Source organism: Pseudomonas fluorescens (assembly GCF_001623525.1).
Taxonomy (GTDB): Bacteria; Pseudomonadota; Gammaproteobacteria; order Pseudomonadales; family Pseudomonadaceae; genus Aquipseudomonas; species Aquipseudomonas fluorescens_Q.
In genome coordinates this window covers 3,637,486-3,653,040 of sequence record NZ_CP015225.1, presented here as the reverse complement: position 1 = coordinate 3,653,040, position 15,555 = coordinate 3,637,486, and the positions used below count along the sequence as shown (strand labels likewise).

The window sequence follows — 15,555 nt, the reverse complement described above, 5'->3', positions numbered from 1 at the left end:
AGGTTGATTGAGTGAGCTTGAGAGGGGGCTGCTGCGCAGCCCAGCGGGAGCAAGCTCCCTCGCCACAGTGACTCTGATCATCTCCAGTGAACAGTATGGCCTCCAATAAGGCTGGGCGATTTACTTTCGCGCCACAATCACCGCCCGCATCGGCGCCGGCAATCCTTCGATGGTTTTGCTGTGGTCGGCGGGATCGAGGAAGTCGCTCAGTGACTGATACTTCATCCACTCGGTGCCGCGCTGTTCCTCTACGGTGGTCAGGCTCACGTCCACGCAACGCACATCGCTGAACCCGGCGCGGCGCAGCCAGCGCTCCAGGGCCGGGACCGACGGCAGGAACCAGACGTTGCGCATCTGTGCGTAGCGATCCTCGGGCACCAGCACCTGGTGTTCGTCGCCCTCGATCACCAGGGTTTCGAGCACCAGCTCGCCGCCCTTGACCAGACAGTCCTTGAGCGCCAGCAGATGTTCGATCGGCGAGCGCCGGTGGTAGAACACGCCCATGGAAAACACCGTGTCGAAGCCTTCCAGCTCCGGCGGCAAGGCTTCGAATGGAAACGGCAGGTGCCAGGCGTTGGGCTGCGACAGGTAGCGCTGCACCGCCTGGAACTGGCAGAAGAACAGCCAGTTGGGGTCGACGCCGATCACCGTGTCAGCCCCGGCACCGAGCATCCGCCACATGTAGTAGCCGTTGCCGCAGCCCACATCGAGGATGCGCTTGCCTTTCAGGTCCAGGTGCGGGGCCACCCGTGACCACTTCCAGTCCGAGCGCCATTCGGTGTCTACGTGCACGCCAAACAGGTCGAAAGGTCCTTTGCGCCATGGTGACAGGCCCATCAACGCGGTACGCATTTGCCCACGGGTTTCGTCGGAACAATCGGTGTCGAGCGTCAGGCCATTCAGCAGATCGACGGTGGTGGGTTGCAAGGCCGGCAGCGCATCGAGGGCGCTTTGCCAACGCTCCAGGTCGCCGTGACCCTTTTCCATCTTGCTGTCGAGTTGCGTCTGCAGCGTCGCGGCCCAATCGGCCAGGGGCGTGCCGGCCAGATGGCGGGCGAGGGGGGACAGATCGATCATGGCAGGGCAATCAACGAGGCGAAGTTAAGACACTGGAACCACGGCACGACTTTCGAGAACCCGGCCGCGAGCAGGCGTTCGCGGTGTTCTTCTAGGCTGTCGGGCTTCATGACGTTTTCGATGGCGCTGCGTTTCTGGGCAATTTCCAGCTCGCTGTAGCCGTTGGCGCGCTTGAACGCCACGTGCAGGTCGGTGAGCAGGGCGTGTTCCTCTGCATCGTTGAAGCGCAATTTTTCCGAGAGAATCAGGGCGCCACCGGGCAGCAACGACTGGCGGATGCGGCTTAACAGTGCGGTGCGCTGGTTCGGTGCGATGAATTGCAGGGTGAAGTTCAGTGCCACCACCGAGGCCGGCTGGAACGTCAGGGCGAGGATGTCGCCTTCGATCACTTCCACCGGCAGCAGCTCCTGGAACATCGAGTCCTGGCCGTTGAGGTATTCGCGGCAGCGCTCGACCATGGCCGCCGAGTTATCCACCGCGATTACCCGGCAACCGTCGGTGCGCACGTGGCGGCGCAGGGCCTGGGTCACGGCGCCCAGGGACGAGCCCAGGTCGTAGAGCACGCTGCCCGGCTGGGCGAATTGCGCGGCGAGCACGCCGAGGTTTTCGACAATGGTCGGATAACCCGGCACCGAACGCTTGATCATGTCCGGAAACACCCGCACCACGTCCTCGTTGAAGGCGAAGTCCGGCACTTGGGCCAGGGGTTGGGCGAATAGGCGATCAGGGTCTTTGCTCACGGCGGTTCCAGCGGCATGGGTGGTGAAAAGGCCGGCATTTTAACCAAAAAACCTGTGGGCGCGAGCTTGCTCGCGATGGCGATGGTTCAGCCAGCGATAATGTTGACTGATAGACCGCTATCGCGAGCAGGTTCGCTCCCACATTATTTGGCTCCGTGTGGCTTTTGGGTAAACGCCGACGCTGTAATGCCCCATTGGCCCAGCCAATAACTGATGATGATCAGGTAAGGCGCGGCATGGAAGGGGTGCACGAACCGGTTGATGCCGATGAGGCTGTCGGAAAACACAAACGCCAGCGCCCCGGCGGCGGCCAGCCACGCTGAACGCTTGGGCACACCGGTGCCCAGCCGCGCCAACGCCCGCCAGAGCATGGCGCTGATGGCCAGGCCGTAGACAATCACCGGCACCAGCAACGACCCTAGGCCGTTCGACACCAGGACTCCCAACAGCATCGCACCGATACCCAAGGCAAGGGCCAAGGGCAGCAGCGCCGGGCGGCGGCAGTCGCTGAGGTAGGCTTTCAGGTAGGCCAGGTGCGCCAGCAGAAACGCGCCGAGGCCGAACACGAACAGGTCCCCCGGCCAGGCCAGCAATACGTCGCCCACCAGCGAGAAAATCAGCCCGAGGCTGACCCAGCGCCGATATTCGCTGGGCGGCGCATCGTGCAGCCAGCCGAGCAGGGCCAGCACCGGCATGGGCTTGACCAGCAGGCACAAGAGTGTGGCGTGCACGGTCAGGCCGTACAGGTAGGTGACTGCGCCCATCAGTGCCAGGATCAGCCAGCCCACGGTCAATTCACCGAAATGGCGCAGTCAAAGGTTTCCACGGGCGGCACTTCCGGGGCCCAGGGCTGTTGATAAGTCAGGCGCAAGCGCCCGGTGCCGGCGTTGAACGCCTGGAAGCGCCAGGTCGAAACACCTGCGGCGCCAACGATGCCGGCGTCTTCCGGGTTGCGATAAACCTCCGGCCCCAGGCCCTTCAATACACCACCGGCCGAATCCTGGATCGCCCAGCGATAACCGGTGCTGGGGTTGCTGGGCAGGCTCAGGATCAGGTTCTGTCCGTTATTGAGCCTTACCGGGCACTGGCTCAGTTTTTCCACGGTCACGTTGTGTTTCGGCTGCGTGGCGCAGGCGCTCAACAGGGCTAGGCTGAGGGGGACGAGCAGGCGAGTGAGGGACATAAGGGCAACGGCTCCGGCATTCACGACGAACGGCGAGCATAACCGAAGATGCTACTGAGTGTGTCAGGTGGGGATGTGTTGTTGCTGATCACGCCATCGCGAGCAAGCTCGCTCCCACAAGGGATTTGTGGTGTTCACAGCATTTGTGATCCACACCACACCCTGTGTGCGAGCTTGCTCGCGATGAGGCCCGTCCAGGCGCTACAGGATCCTCAGAACAACACCTTGGCCACATCCGCAAACCGCTTGGCAAAGTGCACCGTGACGCCTTCCTTGAGGTAGTCCGGCAGTTCTTCGAAATTGCCCCGGTTGGCTTCCGGCAGGATCAGTTCGTTGATTTTCTGCCGCCGCGCCGCGATGACCTTCTCGCGCACCCCGCCAATCGGCAGGACGTGCCCGGTGAGGGTCAGTTCGCCGGTCATGGCCACGCCTTTTTTCGGCGGCTGGTTGCGGGCCAGGGACAGCAACGCGCTGGCCATGGTCACGCCGGCGCTCGGGCCGTCCTTGGGCGTGGCGCCTTCCGGTACGTGCAGGTGAACGAAGGCCTCGTCAAAGAACTTCGGATCGCCGCCAAATTGCTTCAGGTGCGAACTGACGTAGCTGTGGGCGATTTCCGCCGACTCCTTCATCACGTCCCCCAGTTGCCCGGTCAGCTTGAAGCCGCGATTGAGGGTGTGGATGCGCGTCGCTTCGATCGGCAAGGTCGCGCCGCCCATGCTGGTCCAGGCCAGGCCGGTGATTACGCCGATGCCGGACAACACCTGCTCGTTGCGGAATACCGGTTTGCCCAGGGAGGCCTCGAGGTCCTTTGGCCCGAGCTTGATCACGGCCTTGGGGTCGTCGATCAGCTTCATCACCGCCTTGCGCACCAGTTTGCCCAGCTGTTTCTCCAACTGTCGCACCCCGGCTTCACGGGCATAGCCATCGATCAGGGCCTTGAGGGCGCTGTCGTTGATACTCAGGCTGCCCTTGGACACGCCAGCCTTGGCCAGTTGCTTGGGCCACAAGTGACGCTTGGCGATGGCGACTTTTTCTTCGGTGATGTAACCCGACAGGCGGATCACTTCCATTCGGTCCAGCAGCGGGCCGGGGATCGAGTCCAGGGTGTTGGCGGTGCAGACGAAGAGTACTTTCGACAGGTCCAGGCGCAGGTCCAGGTAGTGGTCGAGGAATTCGACGTTCTGTTCCGGGTCGAGGGTCTCCAGCAGGGCCGAGGCCGGGTCGCCCTGGTAGCTCTGGCCCATCTTGTCGATTTCGTCGAGCATGATCACCGGGTTCATCACTTCGACATCTTTCAGCGCCTGCACCAGCTTGCCCGGCTGGGCGCCGATGTAGGTGCGCCGATGGCCCTTGATCTCCGCCTCGTCGCGCATGCCGCCGACGCTGAAACGGTAGAACGGCCGCCCCAGGGATTCGGCGATGGATTTGCCGACGCTGGTCTTGCCCACGCCCGGCGGGCCGACCAGCAGCACGATGGAACCGCTGATCTCGCCCTTGTAGGCGCCGACGGCGAGGAACTCCAGGATGCGGTCCTTGATGTCGTCCAGGCCGGCGTGGTGCTGGTCGAGCACCTTGCGCGCGTGCTTGAGGTCAAGCTTGTCCTGGCCATACACGCCCCACGGCACCGAGGTCGCCCAATCCAGGTAATTGCGGGTGACGGCATATTCCGGCGAGCCGGTTTCCAGGATCGAGAGTTTGTTCATTTCCTCTTCGATGCGCTTCTGCGCCTGGGTCGGCAGCACCTTGCCTTCGAGCCGCTGCTCGAACTGCTCGATATCGGCGCTGCGGTCGTCCTTGGTCAGCCCCAGCTCCTGCTGGATGACCTTGAGCTGCTCCTTGAGGAAGAACTCGCGCTGATGTTCGCCGATCTTGTTGTTGACCTCGGCGGAAATCTCTTTCTGCAGCCGCGCCACTTCGACTTCCTTGCGCAGCATCGGCAGGACTTTTTCCATGCGCTTGAGCATGGGCACGCAGTCGAGCACTTCCTGCAGCTCATTGCCGGTGGCGGAGGTGAGCGCAGCGGCAAAATCGGTCAGCGGCGAAGGGTCGTTGGGGCTGAAGCGGTTGAGGTAGTTCTTCAGCTCTTCGCTGTACAGCGGGTTGAGCGGCAGCAGTTCCTTGATCGCGTTGATCAGCGCCATGCCGTAGGCCTTGACCTCATCGGTCGGCTCGCTCGGCTGGTGCGGGTATTCGACTTCCACCAGGTACGGTGGGCGATGGTGCTTGAGCCAGGTGCGGATACGCACGCGGGTCAGGCCCTGGGCGACGAATTGCAGTTTGCCGCCTTCCCGGCTGGCGTGGTGCACCTTCACCAGCGTGCCGTACAGCGGCAGTTTCGAGGTGTCGAAATGGCGCGGGTCTTCCTGGGGCGAGTCCATGAAGAACAGCGCCAGGGAGTGATGGTCGGACTTGGCCACCAGCTCCAGGGTTTCGGCCCACGGTTCTTCGTTGACGATGACCGGCAGCACCTGGGCCGGGAAGAACGGACGATTGTGGATCGGGATGATGTAGACCTTGTCCGGCAAATTCTGGCCAGGCAGCGCCAGGCCGGTGCCGGAAGAGGTGTGTTCGATGTGTTCGGAATCGGCGTAATCGTGAGTGGCTTCGGTAGAGTGCTGGTCGCTCATGGGGCACCTGCGCAATGGGGTATGGGTCTTAGATGGGGCAGGTGGGGGGTGGTTTCAATGGTGGGTGAATGTTAGCGGGTATTTCATTGAGCGTTGTTCAGGCGTCCGACAGGTCTGGAGCCGGGCCTGTTGCCAGGCCCGGCTCCCTGTTCAGGCGACCCTGTTCAAATCGTTGTGGCGTGTCTCTTTCAGGCACAACACGGCGATCACACTGAGCACCGCAGCCCCTGATACGTAACCGCCGACGTAGCTCAGGCCGCCCATCGCCACCAGTTTCTGGGCGAAGAACGGCGCGGCCGAGGCGCCGACGATGCCGCCCAGGTTGTAGGCCGCCGAGGCGCCGGTGTAGCGCACGTGGGTCGGAAACAGTTCCGGCAGCAAGGCGCCCATGGGGGCAAAGGTCACCCCCATCAGGAACAGCTCGATGCACAGGAACAGCGCGACGCCGCTGGTCGAGCCGTGGGTCAGCAAGGGTTCCATGAGGAAACCCGAGGCAATCGCCAATACGCCGCCGCCGATCAGCACCGGCTTGCGCCCGTAGCGGTCGCTGGCCCAGGCCGACAAGGGCGTGGCGGCGGCCATGAACAGCACGGCAAAGCACAGCAGGCCCAGGAAGGTCTCGCGGCTGTAGCCGAGGGTGGATACGCCGTAGCTCAGGGAAAACACCGTCGAGATGTAGAACAGCGCGTAACACACCACCATCGCCGCCGCGCCCAGCAACGTTGGCGCCCAGTACTGGCTGAACAGCTCGACCAACGGCACCTTTACCCGCTCCTGGCGGGCCATGGCATTGGCGAACACCGGGGTTTCGTGGAGCTTGAGCCGTACATAGAGGCCGACGATCACCAGCACGGCACTGAGCAGGAACGGAATCCGCCAACCCCAGGCGCGGAATTGCTCATCATCCAGGCCCATGGCCAGGGTCAGGAACAGCCCGTTGGCCGCCAGGAAACCGATGGAGGGCCCCAGTTGGGGAAACATGCCGAACCAGGCACGCTTGCCTTTGGGCGCGTTCTCGGTGGCAAGCAGCGCCGCGCCGCCCCATTCACCGCCCAACCCCAGGCCCTGGCCGAAACGCAGCACGCACAGCAGGATCGGCGCCCAGGCGCCAATGCTGGCGTAGCCGGGCAGCACACCGATGAGGGTGGTGCACACACCCATCAGCAACAGGGACGCCACCAGCGTGGACTTGCGCCCGATCCGGTCACCGAAGTGGCCGAACAGCGCAGAGCCCAACGGGCGGGCAAGGAAGGCGATGCCGAACGTCAGGAAGGACGACAGCATCTGTGCCGTGCCTGAGGTTTGCGGGAAGAACACCGGCCCGATCACCAGGGCCGCAGCCGTGGCGTAGACGTAGAAATCGTAGAACTCGATGGCGGTGCCGATGAAACTCGCGGTGGCCACGCGGGTGGTCGAGTTTGTCGGCTGGGCAGACACAGCCTCGTTGCAGGTAGCGGTCGTCATGCGGTTATCCCTGACAGTCATGTGCTCCATTGGAGCGAATTATTATGGTCGAACACCCAGGGATGTGGGCGGGTATCCTTTCGCTGTTTCGGGTGGGAACAGTCGCAGGACTGATGCGGATTTTGCCGATGGTCTGGCCGGAACCGGCTGGGTGCGGGGTAGGCACGGGGTTCGGGCGGGGCTGGGTAAGCGGATGGAGTATAGGAAGGAGGCTAACTAATCAACAAGTGAGCCTGCGCACGTTCGTGACGCTTGCGCAGAACTCTGTGGCGAGGGAGCTTGCTCCCGCTGGGCTGCGAAGCAGCCCCAAAGCAGCAACACCAACCTGTCTGACACACCGTTTTATCAGATTTCAGGGCCGCTTCGCAGCCCAGCGGGAGCAAGCTCCCTCGCCACAAGGGCTACCCTGCGTCCGGTCCAGGCAGGAGTTTCAGGAAGTGGCAGGCACCAAACTGTTATGCCACGCCAGCACCTGGCTGACACGGTTGTCCACGGTCTCGATGATTTCCAGTCGATAACGGCCGATCTTCAGGCACACCGGGCTTTCGGGGATGGTTTCCAGGGCTTCGGTCACCAGCCCGTTGAGGGTCTTGGGGCCGTCGCAAGGCAGATGCCAGCCCAAGGTCCTGTTCAATTCGCGGATCGACGCCGCGCCATCGATCATCAGGCGACCATCGGGCTGGGGGTGGACGTGGGGGTTGTCGAGGCTGTGCTCGCTTTCGAATTCGCCGACGATTTCTTCCAGGATGTCTTCCAGTGTGACGATGCCCAGCACTTCGCCGTACTCGTCCACCACCATGCCCAGGCGCCGTTGCTGCTTGTGGAAATTCAGCAATTGCAGTTGCAATGGCGTGCTTTCAGGGACGAAGTAAGGCTCGTGGGAGGCGGCCAGCAGCGCTTCTTGGGTCAGGCTCGCATCCGCCAGCAAATGACGGATCTGGCGCGTGTTGAGCACCGCTTCGACCTGGTTGATGTCGCTGTGGAACACCGGCAGGCGGGTGCGACGGTTCAGGCGCAGCTGTTCGATGATCTCGCCGATGGGGTCGTCGAGGTTGATCCCATCGACCTCACTGCGGGGCACGAGGATATCGTTGACGGTGATGTTGTCCAGGGCGTGGATGCCGGAAATCGGGTGCAGTCGGCTGGCGCCGTGCTCAGGTTCGTGTTCGCTGCGCGGTGGCGCGGGCATCTCGTCGTCGCTCTGCTGCACGATGCTGGCCTTGCGCGCAAAGGGGCGCAGCAACAATTGGCTGGCACTATTCAACAGCCAGGCAAACGGATAGAGGATCTTCAACGGTATGCCAAGCAACGTGTTGCCCAGCGCCAGCACCGCTTCTGGCTGGCGGGTGGCCAAGGCGCGCGGCAGGTAGTCGGCAAGCACCAGCAGGGCGGCGCTGGTGCCGAGCCAGGCGACCCAGGGGCCGTTTTCCAGCCAGGTAAAAATCGCCAGCAAGGTGCCGATGACCACGGCCAGGGTGCGACAGAGGGTATTGCACAGGATCAGGCTGGCCAGTGGGAATGTCAGCGTTGCCAGCGGTTTGTCACTGGCGCGCGAGGCCGTGCGCTGGGCCAACAGATGCTGCTGGGCGGCTTCGATGGCGGTGAACAGGGCCGACCAGAGGATCAGCACCACCAGCACGGCAAACAGCGGCGCCACGGGCAATGTATCCATCAGGGCCGTCCGTCAGACATGCAGGATGTATTCGCGAACCAGCTTGCTGCCGAAGTACGCGAGCATCAGCAGGCAGAAACCGGCCAGGGTCCAGCGAATCGCCTTGTGGCCGCGCCAGCCGAGGCGGTTGCGGCCCCACAGCAGCACGCTGAAGACGATCCACGCCAGGCAGGCCAGCAGGGTCTTGTGCACCAGGTGCTGGGCGAACAGGTTCTCGACGAACAGCCAACCGGAGATCAGCGACAGCGACAGCAGGCTCCAGCCGGCCCAGAGGAAGCCGAACAGCAGGCTTTCCATGGTTTGCAATGGCGGGAAGTTGCGGATCAGCCCGGACGGGTGTTTGTTTTTGAGCTGGTGGTCCTGCACCAGCAGCAGCAAGGCCTGGAACACTGCGATGGTGAACAGGCCGTAGGCGAGGATCGACAGCAGGATGTGGGCAAGGATGCCCGGCTCTTCGTCGATGATCTGCACCGTACCTGACGGCGCGAACTGCGCCAGCAGCACCGTCGCCAGCCCCAGCGGGAACAGCAGCACCAGCAGGTTCTCCACCGGGATGCGCGAGCAGGCGATCAGCGTCAAGCCGATCACAGCCACGGCGATCAGGCTGGCGGCGTTGAAAAAATCCAGGCCCAGGCCGATCGGCGTCATCAAGTGGGTATAAAGGCTGGCCGCGTGGCCGAGCACCGCCAGCACGCCGAGCGTGACCAGCAGGCGTTTGTTCGCCTTGGCGCCGGTGGCCAGGCGGGTGCCTTGATAGAGGGTCGCAGCGGCATAAAGGCAGGCGGCGGCGAGCGTGGCAAGCAAGCTGGGTGACAAGGGGAGCATAAATCCTGTTAGGCAAGCCCGAAAGGCGCTGAGTTTGGCATAGAACCGCCTCCGCACGAAAGACCACAGCAACTGACAGCAAGGTGTACGTTGCCCGCTTCTTCGCTATAATCCGCGACCTGCCCACGCCGCAGGCTCGCCGAGCACATTTTTCACGGTCTGGGCCGCCATTATCCCGGTCTCATCTGGGCCTGAAAGGATCGCGCATGTTTGAAAACCTAACCGACCGTCTCTCGCAGACGCTGCGCCATGTCACCGGCAAGGCGAAACTGACCGAGGACAACATCAAAGACACCCTGCGCGAAGTGCGCATGGCGTTGCTCGAAGCCGACGTCGCCCTGCCGGTGGTCAAGGACTTCGTCAATTCGGTCAAGGAACGCGCCGTCGGCACCGAAGTGTCGCGCAGCCTGACACCGGGCCAGGCGTTCGTGAAGATCGTCCAGGCCGAACTCGAAAGCCTGATGGGCGCCGCCAACGAAGACCTGAACCTGAGTGCCGTACCGCCAGCGGTGGTGCTGATGGCTGGTCTGCAGGGCGCGGGCAAGACCACAACGGCCGGCAAGCTGGCGCGCTTCCTTAAAGAGCGCAAGAAGAAGTCGGTGATGGTGGTGTCGGCGGACATCTACCGTCCGGCGGCGATCAAGCAACTGGAAACCCTGGCCAACGACATCGGCGTGACGTTCTTTCCGTCCGACCTGAGCCAGAAACCAGTGGACATCGCCCAGGCGGCTATTAAAGAAGCCAAGCTGAAATTCATCGACGTGGTCATCGTCGATACCGCCGGTCGCCTGCACATCGATGAAGAGATGATGGGCGAGATCAAAGCGCTGCATGCTGCGATCAACCCGGTGGAAACCCTGTTCGTGGTCGATGCCATGACCGGCCAGGACGCGGCCAACACCGCCAAGGCATTCGGCGATGCGCTGCCGTTGACTGGCGTGATCCTGACCAAGGTCGACGGTGACGCCCGTGGCGGTGCCGCGCTGTCGGTACGGGCCATCACCGGCAAGCCGATCAAGTTCATCGGTATGGGCGAGAAGAGCGAAGCGCTCGAGCCGTTCCACCCCGAGCGTATCGCTTCGCGCATCCTCGGCATGGGCGACGTGCTCAGCCTGATCGAGCAGGCTGAACAGACCCTCGACAAGGACAAGGCCGACAAACTGGCCAAGAAGCTGAAGAAGGGCAAGGGCTTCGACCTCGAAGACTTCCGCGACCAGCTGCAACAAATGAAGAACATGGGCGGCCTCGGCGGGCTCATGGACAAACTGCCGAACATCGGCGGCGTGAACCTGGCGCAGATGGGCAACGCCCAAGGCGCGGCTGAAAAGCAGTTCAAGCAGATGGAAGCCATCATCAACTCCATGACCCCGGCCGAGCGCCGCGACCCTGAGTTGATCAGCGGTTCGCGCAAGCGCCGTATCGCCATGGGTTCCGGCACCCAGGTGCAGGACATCGGTCGCTTGATCAAGCAGCACAAGCAGATGCAGAAGATGATGAAGAAATTCTCCGCCAAGGGCGGAATGGCCAAGATGATGCGCGGCATGGGCGGTATGTTGCCCGGCGGCGGCATGCCGAAAATGTAAAGAATCTGCGCCGGCTGTCATGTCGGCGTTGCCCCGCACGGATGCGGGGATCTCCAGCAAACCCGCGCTACGCGGGAGCTGACTTGCCGTTTTTCATGACGGCTCTATGGCAAATCTTGATCGCATGGCGCCAGGCGCCGGAAAAAGACATTTGCAAAAGTCCGGATATTCCTTAGAATATGCGGCCTTTCGGGCACCTATGCCCGCTGTGCATTTAGATTTGCAGCACCGACTACAGGAACGATGTTCACATGCTAACAATCCGTCTTGCCCTTGGCGGCTCCAAAAAGCGCCCGTTTTACCACCTGACCGTAACCGACAGCCGCAACCCGCGTGACGGTTCCCACAAGGAGCAGGTTGGTTTCTTCAACCCTGTTGCCCGTGGTCAGGAAGTTCGTCTGTCCGTGAACCAAGAGCGCGTAGCCTACTGGCTGAGCGTTGGTGCACAACCTTCTGAGCGCGTTGCTCAGTTGTTGAAGGAATCGGCTAAGGCTGCGGCCTGAGCAATATGAACGCGACGCCAAAAGATGCTGATGATTTGATCGTTGTCGGCAAAATCTACTCTGTACATGGCGTTCGCGGCGAAGTGAAGGTGTATTCCTTTACTGATCCGATCAAGAACCTGTTGGACTACAAAACCTGGACGCTCAAGCGCGAAGGTAGCGTGAAACAGGTGGAGCTGGTCAGCGGACGCGGGAACGACAAGTTCCTGGTCGCAAAGCTCAAGGGTCTCGATGATCGTGAAGAAGCGCGTCTTCTGGCCGGTTATGAGATCTGCGTGCCGCGCAACCTGTTCCCTGAACTGACCGACGGCGAGTACTACTGGTACCAGCTGGTGGGTCTGAAGGTCATCGACCACCTCGGGCAATTGCTCGGGAAAATCGATCACCTGCTCGAGACCGGTTCGAACGATGTCATGGTGGTCAAGCCTTGCGTCGGCAGCCTGGATGATCGCGAACGCCTGTTGCCCTATACCGAGCAATGCGTGTTGGCCGTCGACCTTGCCGCAGGCGAGATGAAGGTGGAATGGGATGCGGATTTCTGAACGTGGCTAACTTGCGCGTTGAAGTCATCACATTGTTTCCCGAGATGTTTTCCGCCATCAGCGAGTACGGCATAACCAGCCGCGCGGTGAAACAGGAGCTGTTACAGCTCACTTGTTGGAATCCGCGGGACTACACCACGGATCGACATCACACTGTGGACGATCGCCCGTTTGGCGGTGGTCCGGGCATGGTGATGAAGATCAAGCCCCTGGAAGATGCGCTGGTTCAGGCCAGGACGGCAGCCGGGGAGGGTGCGAAGGTGATCTACCTGTCGCCCCAAGGCCGCCAGCTGACTCAGTCGGCGGTACGCGAGCTGGCGAATTCGGATGCATTGATCCTGATTGCCGGCCGTTATGAAGGCATTGACGAGCGTTTCATTGAAGCTCATGTCGATGAAGAGTGGTCGATTGGCGACTATGTATTGTCTGGCGGCGAGCTGCCGGCGATGGTCCTGATCGATGCGGTTACACGACTGCTGCCTGGAGCTTTAGGGCATGCAGATTCCGCTGAGGAAGATTCCTTTACGGATGGTCTGCTGGATTGCCCGCACTACACCCGACCGGAGGTGTATGCGGATCAGCGTGTTCCCGACGTGTTGCTAAGTGGCAACCACGCGCACATCCGGCGTTGGCGTTTACAGCAGTCCCTTGGTCGGACCTATGAACGACGCGCCGATCTTCTGGAAAGCCGCTCGCTTTCTGGAGAAGAGAAGAAGCTGCTCGAGGAATACATCCGCGAGCGGGACGATAGTTAACAACGTATCGATGGTGAGTCCGACGACTTGCCTTAGGAGCACAGCATGACTAACAAAATCATCCTTGCACTCGAAGCAGAGCAGATGACCAAAGAAATCCCTACCTTTGCCCCAGGCGACACCGTTGTCGTTCAGGTGAAAGTGAAGGAAGGCGACCGTTCCCGTCTGCAAGCGTTCGAAGGCGTCGTTATCGCCAAGCGTAACCGCGGCGTGAACAGTGCATTCACCGTTCGTAAAATCTCCAACGGTGTTGGCGTAGAGCGTACTTTCCAGACCTACAGCCCGCAAATCGACAGCATGGCTGTCAAGCGTCGCGGTGACGTACGTAAAGCCAAGCTGTACTACCTGCGTGACCTGTCGGGTAAAGCAGCTCGCATCAAGGAAAAACTGGCTTAAGTCCAGCTTCCGATGCAAAAAAAAGCAGCCTGCGGGCTGCTTTTTTGTTGCCTGCGATTTGCGCTTTGAGCACCCTGCATAGCTTCATTTGCCATTTTGATGCTGGGTGTGCCCGCATCCTTCAAGAGTTCTTATGCCCGCCATCGATCATCCGCTGATAGACCAGTTTCTCGACGCCCTGTGGCTGGAAAAGGGGTTGTCCGATAACACCCGTGATGCTTATCGCAGTGACCTGGCGCTGTTCAACGGTTGGTTGCAGGAAAACCACCTGGAGCTGATCAATGCCGGCCGGGAATTGATCCTCGATCACTTGGCGTGGCGCCTGGAGCAGAACTACAAACCGCGCTCGACGGCGCGGTTTCTCTCTGGCTTGCGTGGTTTTTATCGCTATTTGCTGCGGGAAAAATTGATTGCGGTGGACCCGACCTTGCGCGTGGAGATGCCGCAATTGGGGCGTCCATTGCCCAAGTCCCTCTCGGAAGCCGATGTGGAAGCGTTGCTGGCGGCCCCCGACCTCAGCGAAGCCATTGGTCAGCGCGACCGGGCCATGCTGGAAGTCTTGTACGCCTGCGGCCTGCGGGTCACCGAGTTGATCAGCTTGACGCTGGAACAGGTCAATCTGCGCCAGGGCGTGCTGCGGGTGATGGGCAAAGGCAGCAAGGAACGCCTGGTGCCGATGGGTGAGGAAGCGATTGTCTGGGTCGAGCGCTACATGCGCGATGCCCGCCACGAACTGCTGGGCGGGCGCCCCAGCGACGTGCTGTTCCCCAGCCTGCGCGGCGAGCAGATGACCCGCCAGACGTTCTGGCACCGCATCAAGCACCAGGCCAAGGTGGCCGGAATCAACAAATCCCTCTCGCCCCACACCTTGCGCCATGCCTTCGCCACGCACCTGCTCAACCACGGCGCCGACCTGCGGGTGGTGCAGATGCTGCTCGGCCACAGCGACCTGTCCACTACCCAGATCTACACCCACGTCGCCCGGGCGCGGTTGCAGGACTTGCATGCCAAGCATCACCCGCGTGGATAGGTGTTGCATCGCTTTTTGTGGCGAGGGAGCTTGCTCCCGCTCGGCTGCGCAGCAGTCGCTCATGGAAAACCCCCGTTTTTTCTGGAGGTTCGTGGTGTCAGGCTCCAGGGCCGCTACGCGCCCCAGCGGGAGCAAGCTCCCTCGCCACCCAGTTCCTGGGCCTCGTACAATGCATGTTGTCTTGCGACAGGTGCATTCGGTCACGCGGGCCTTATGTGGTAGGCTTTCCCGGTTTGCACAGTGGGCGGTTGGAACCCGAATCTGCGGGTCGGCGTTTCCCGTCTCATTTGTTCGCCTCAGGAGTCCCCATGCGTTTGATCCAGATGTTCACCGCCGCCGCCATTGCGCTGGCCAGTACCTTTGCCATCGCCGACGACGCGGCCGACAAGGCTATCCGCAAGAGCCTGGAAAACCTTCAGCTCGAAGTGCCGATCGAAACCATCTCGGCCAGTCCCATGGCTGGCCTGTATGAGGTCAAGCTCAAGGGTAGCCGCGTGCTTTACGCCAGCGCCGACGGTCAGTACATCGTCCAGGGCAACCTGTTCGAGCTCAAGGACGGCAAGCCGGTCAATCTCACCGAGATGACCGAGCGCCAGGGCATTTCCAAGTTGATCAACGGCATTCCAGTTGCTGAAACCGTGGTCTATCCGGCCATTGGCGAGACCAAGTCCCACATCACCGTGTTCACCGACACCACCTGCCCGTATTGCCATAAGCTGCACGCTGAAGTGCCGGAGCTGAACAAGCGTGGCATCGAAGTGCGCTATGTTGCATTCCCGCGCCAGGGCCTGGGCTCGCCGGGCGATGAGCAGTTGCAGGCGGTCTGGTGCTCCAAGGACAAGAAAGCGGCCATGGACAAGATGGTCGATGGCAAGGAAATCAAGGCCGCCAAGTGCGAGAACCCGGTTTCCAAGCAGTTCGCCCTTGGCCAGTCCATTGGTGTGAACGGCACGCCGGCCATCGTTTTGGCCGACGGCCAGGTGATTCCGGGCTATCAGCCGGCGCCACAAGTCGCCAAACTGGCCCTGGGCGCGAAATGATCATGGGCGATCCGCTTCTGAAGATCACGGCTCGGCGAAAACCTTCGTCGGGCCGTTAAACACAAAGTCGCGTTGCTGCGCGGCTGTATTTCACGGCCGACCTTGTGTCGGCCGTTTC

Annotated in this window: 15 protein-coding genes; 7 read left to right on the top strand and 8 right to left on the bottom strand. The window is 61.6% G+C overall.

From position 1 onward, the window contains the following. Positions 1 to 120 precede the first annotated feature (120 nt). The 8 genes from cmoB to TK06_RS15750 form a co-directional block, all read right to left on the bottom strand. Positions 121 to 1,077 (bottom strand): tRNA 5-methoxyuridine(34)/uridine 5-oxyacetic acid(34) synthase CmoB, encoded by a 957-nt coding sequence (gene cmoB, locus TK06_RS15785; protein WP_063322833.1) that lies wholly within the window; start codon positions 1,075 to 1,077, stop codon positions 121 to 123. Then, positions 1,074 to 1,817, bottom strand: a complete 744-nt coding sequence (gene cmoA, locus TK06_RS15780; RefSeq protein WP_063322832.1) for a carboxy-S-adenosyl-L-methionine synthase CmoA — start codon at positions 1,815 to 1,817, stop codon at positions 1,074 to 1,076. The genes cmoB and cmoA overlap by 4 nt, the downstream gene beginning before the upstream one ends. Before the next feature lie 143 nt (positions 1,818 to 1,960). Next, positions 1,961 to 2,605: a lysoplasmalogenase gene (locus TK06_RS15775; RefSeq protein WP_063325160.1), complete on the bottom strand. Its 645-nt coding sequence runs from the start codon at positions 2,603 to 2,605 to the stop codon at positions 1,961 to 1,963. Between the two features lie 2 nt (positions 2,606 to 2,607). Next, a complete protein-coding gene (locus TK06_RS15770) occupies positions 2,608 to 3,000 on the bottom strand; it encodes a protease inhibitor I42 family protein (protein ID WP_063322831.1) in 393 nt (130 codons plus the stop codon). Positions 3,001 to 3,212: 212 nt separating this feature from the next. Continuing rightward, positions 3,213 to 5,627 carry an endopeptidase La gene (gene lon / locus TK06_RS15765; RefSeq protein WP_063322830.1) on the bottom strand — a complete coding sequence of 805 codons (2,415 nt, stop codon included), beginning with the start codon at positions 5,625 to 5,627 and terminating at the stop codon, positions 3,213 to 3,215. Between the two features lie 150 nt (positions 5,628 to 5,777). After that, positions 5,778 to 7,091, bottom strand: a complete 1,314-nt coding sequence (locus TK06_RS15760) for an MFS transporter (protein ID WP_063322829.1) — start codon at positions 7,089 to 7,091, stop codon at positions 5,778 to 5,780. Positions 7,092 to 7,521: 430 nt separating this feature from the next. Then, positions 7,522 to 8,763 carry a transporter associated domain-containing protein gene (locus TK06_RS15755; protein ID WP_063322828.1) on the bottom strand — a complete coding sequence of 414 codons (1,242 nt, stop codon included), beginning with the start codon at positions 8,761 to 8,763 and terminating at the stop codon, positions 7,522 to 7,524. 12 nt (positions 8,764 to 8,775) lie between these two features. Then, a complete protein-coding gene (locus TK06_RS15750) occupies positions 8,776 to 9,588 on the bottom strand; it encodes a cytochrome C assembly family protein (protein ID WP_063322827.1) in 813 nt (270 codons plus the stop codon). A 206-nt stretch (positions 9,589 to 9,794) separates the two neighbouring features. Between TK06_RS15750 and ffh the strand changes: the two genes are divergently transcribed. The 7 genes from ffh (at position 9,795) to TK06_RS15715 (ending at position 15,437) form a co-directional block, all read left to right on the top strand. Beyond that, positions 9,795 to 11,171 (top strand): signal recognition particle protein, encoded by a 1,377-nt coding sequence (gene ffh / locus TK06_RS15745; protein WP_003198085.1) that lies wholly within the window; start codon positions 9,795 to 9,797, stop codon positions 11,169 to 11,171. Between the two features lie 251 nt (positions 11,172 to 11,422). Further along, complete coding sequence (gene rpsP, locus TK06_RS15740) at positions 11,423 to 11,674, top strand: 30S ribosomal protein S16 (protein WP_003198088.1); 252 nt, start codon at positions 11,423 to 11,425, stop codon at positions 11,672 to 11,674. Positions 11,675 to 11,679: 5 nt separating this feature from the next. Continuing rightward, the gene (rimM, locus tag TK06_RS15735) at positions 11,680 to 12,216 is read left to right on the top strand and encodes a ribosome maturation factor RimM (protein ID WP_058544503.1); all 537 of its coding nucleotides are present in this window, start codon (positions 11,680 to 11,682) and stop codon (positions 12,214 to 12,216) included. After that, positions 12,198 to 12,971 carry a tRNA (guanosine(37)-N1)-methyltransferase TrmD gene (gene trmD, locus TK06_RS15730; protein ID WP_170845966.1) on the top strand — a complete coding sequence of 258 codons (774 nt, stop codon included), beginning with the start codon at positions 12,198 to 12,200 and terminating at the stop codon, positions 12,969 to 12,971. Before rimM ends, trmD begins: the two co-directional genes overlap by 19 nt. Before the next feature lie 45 nt (positions 12,972 to 13,016). Next, positions 13,017 to 13,367 carry a 50S ribosomal protein L19 gene (rplS, locus tag TK06_RS15725; protein WP_063322826.1) on the top strand — a complete coding sequence of 117 codons (351 nt, stop codon included), beginning with the start codon at positions 13,017 to 13,019 and terminating at the stop codon, positions 13,365 to 13,367. Positions 13,368 to 13,500: 133 nt separating this feature from the next. Beyond that, positions 13,501 to 14,397, top strand: a complete 897-nt coding sequence (gene xerD / locus TK06_RS15720; RefSeq protein WP_003198093.1) for a site-specific tyrosine recombinase XerD — start codon at positions 13,501 to 13,503, stop codon at positions 14,395 to 14,397. Positions 14,398 to 14,705: 308 nt separating this feature from the next. Then, complete coding sequence (locus TK06_RS15715) at positions 14,706 to 15,437, top strand: DsbC family protein (RefSeq protein ID WP_063322825.1); 732 nt, start codon at positions 14,706 to 14,708, stop codon at positions 15,435 to 15,437. Positions 15,438 to 15,555 lie beyond the last annotated feature (118 nt).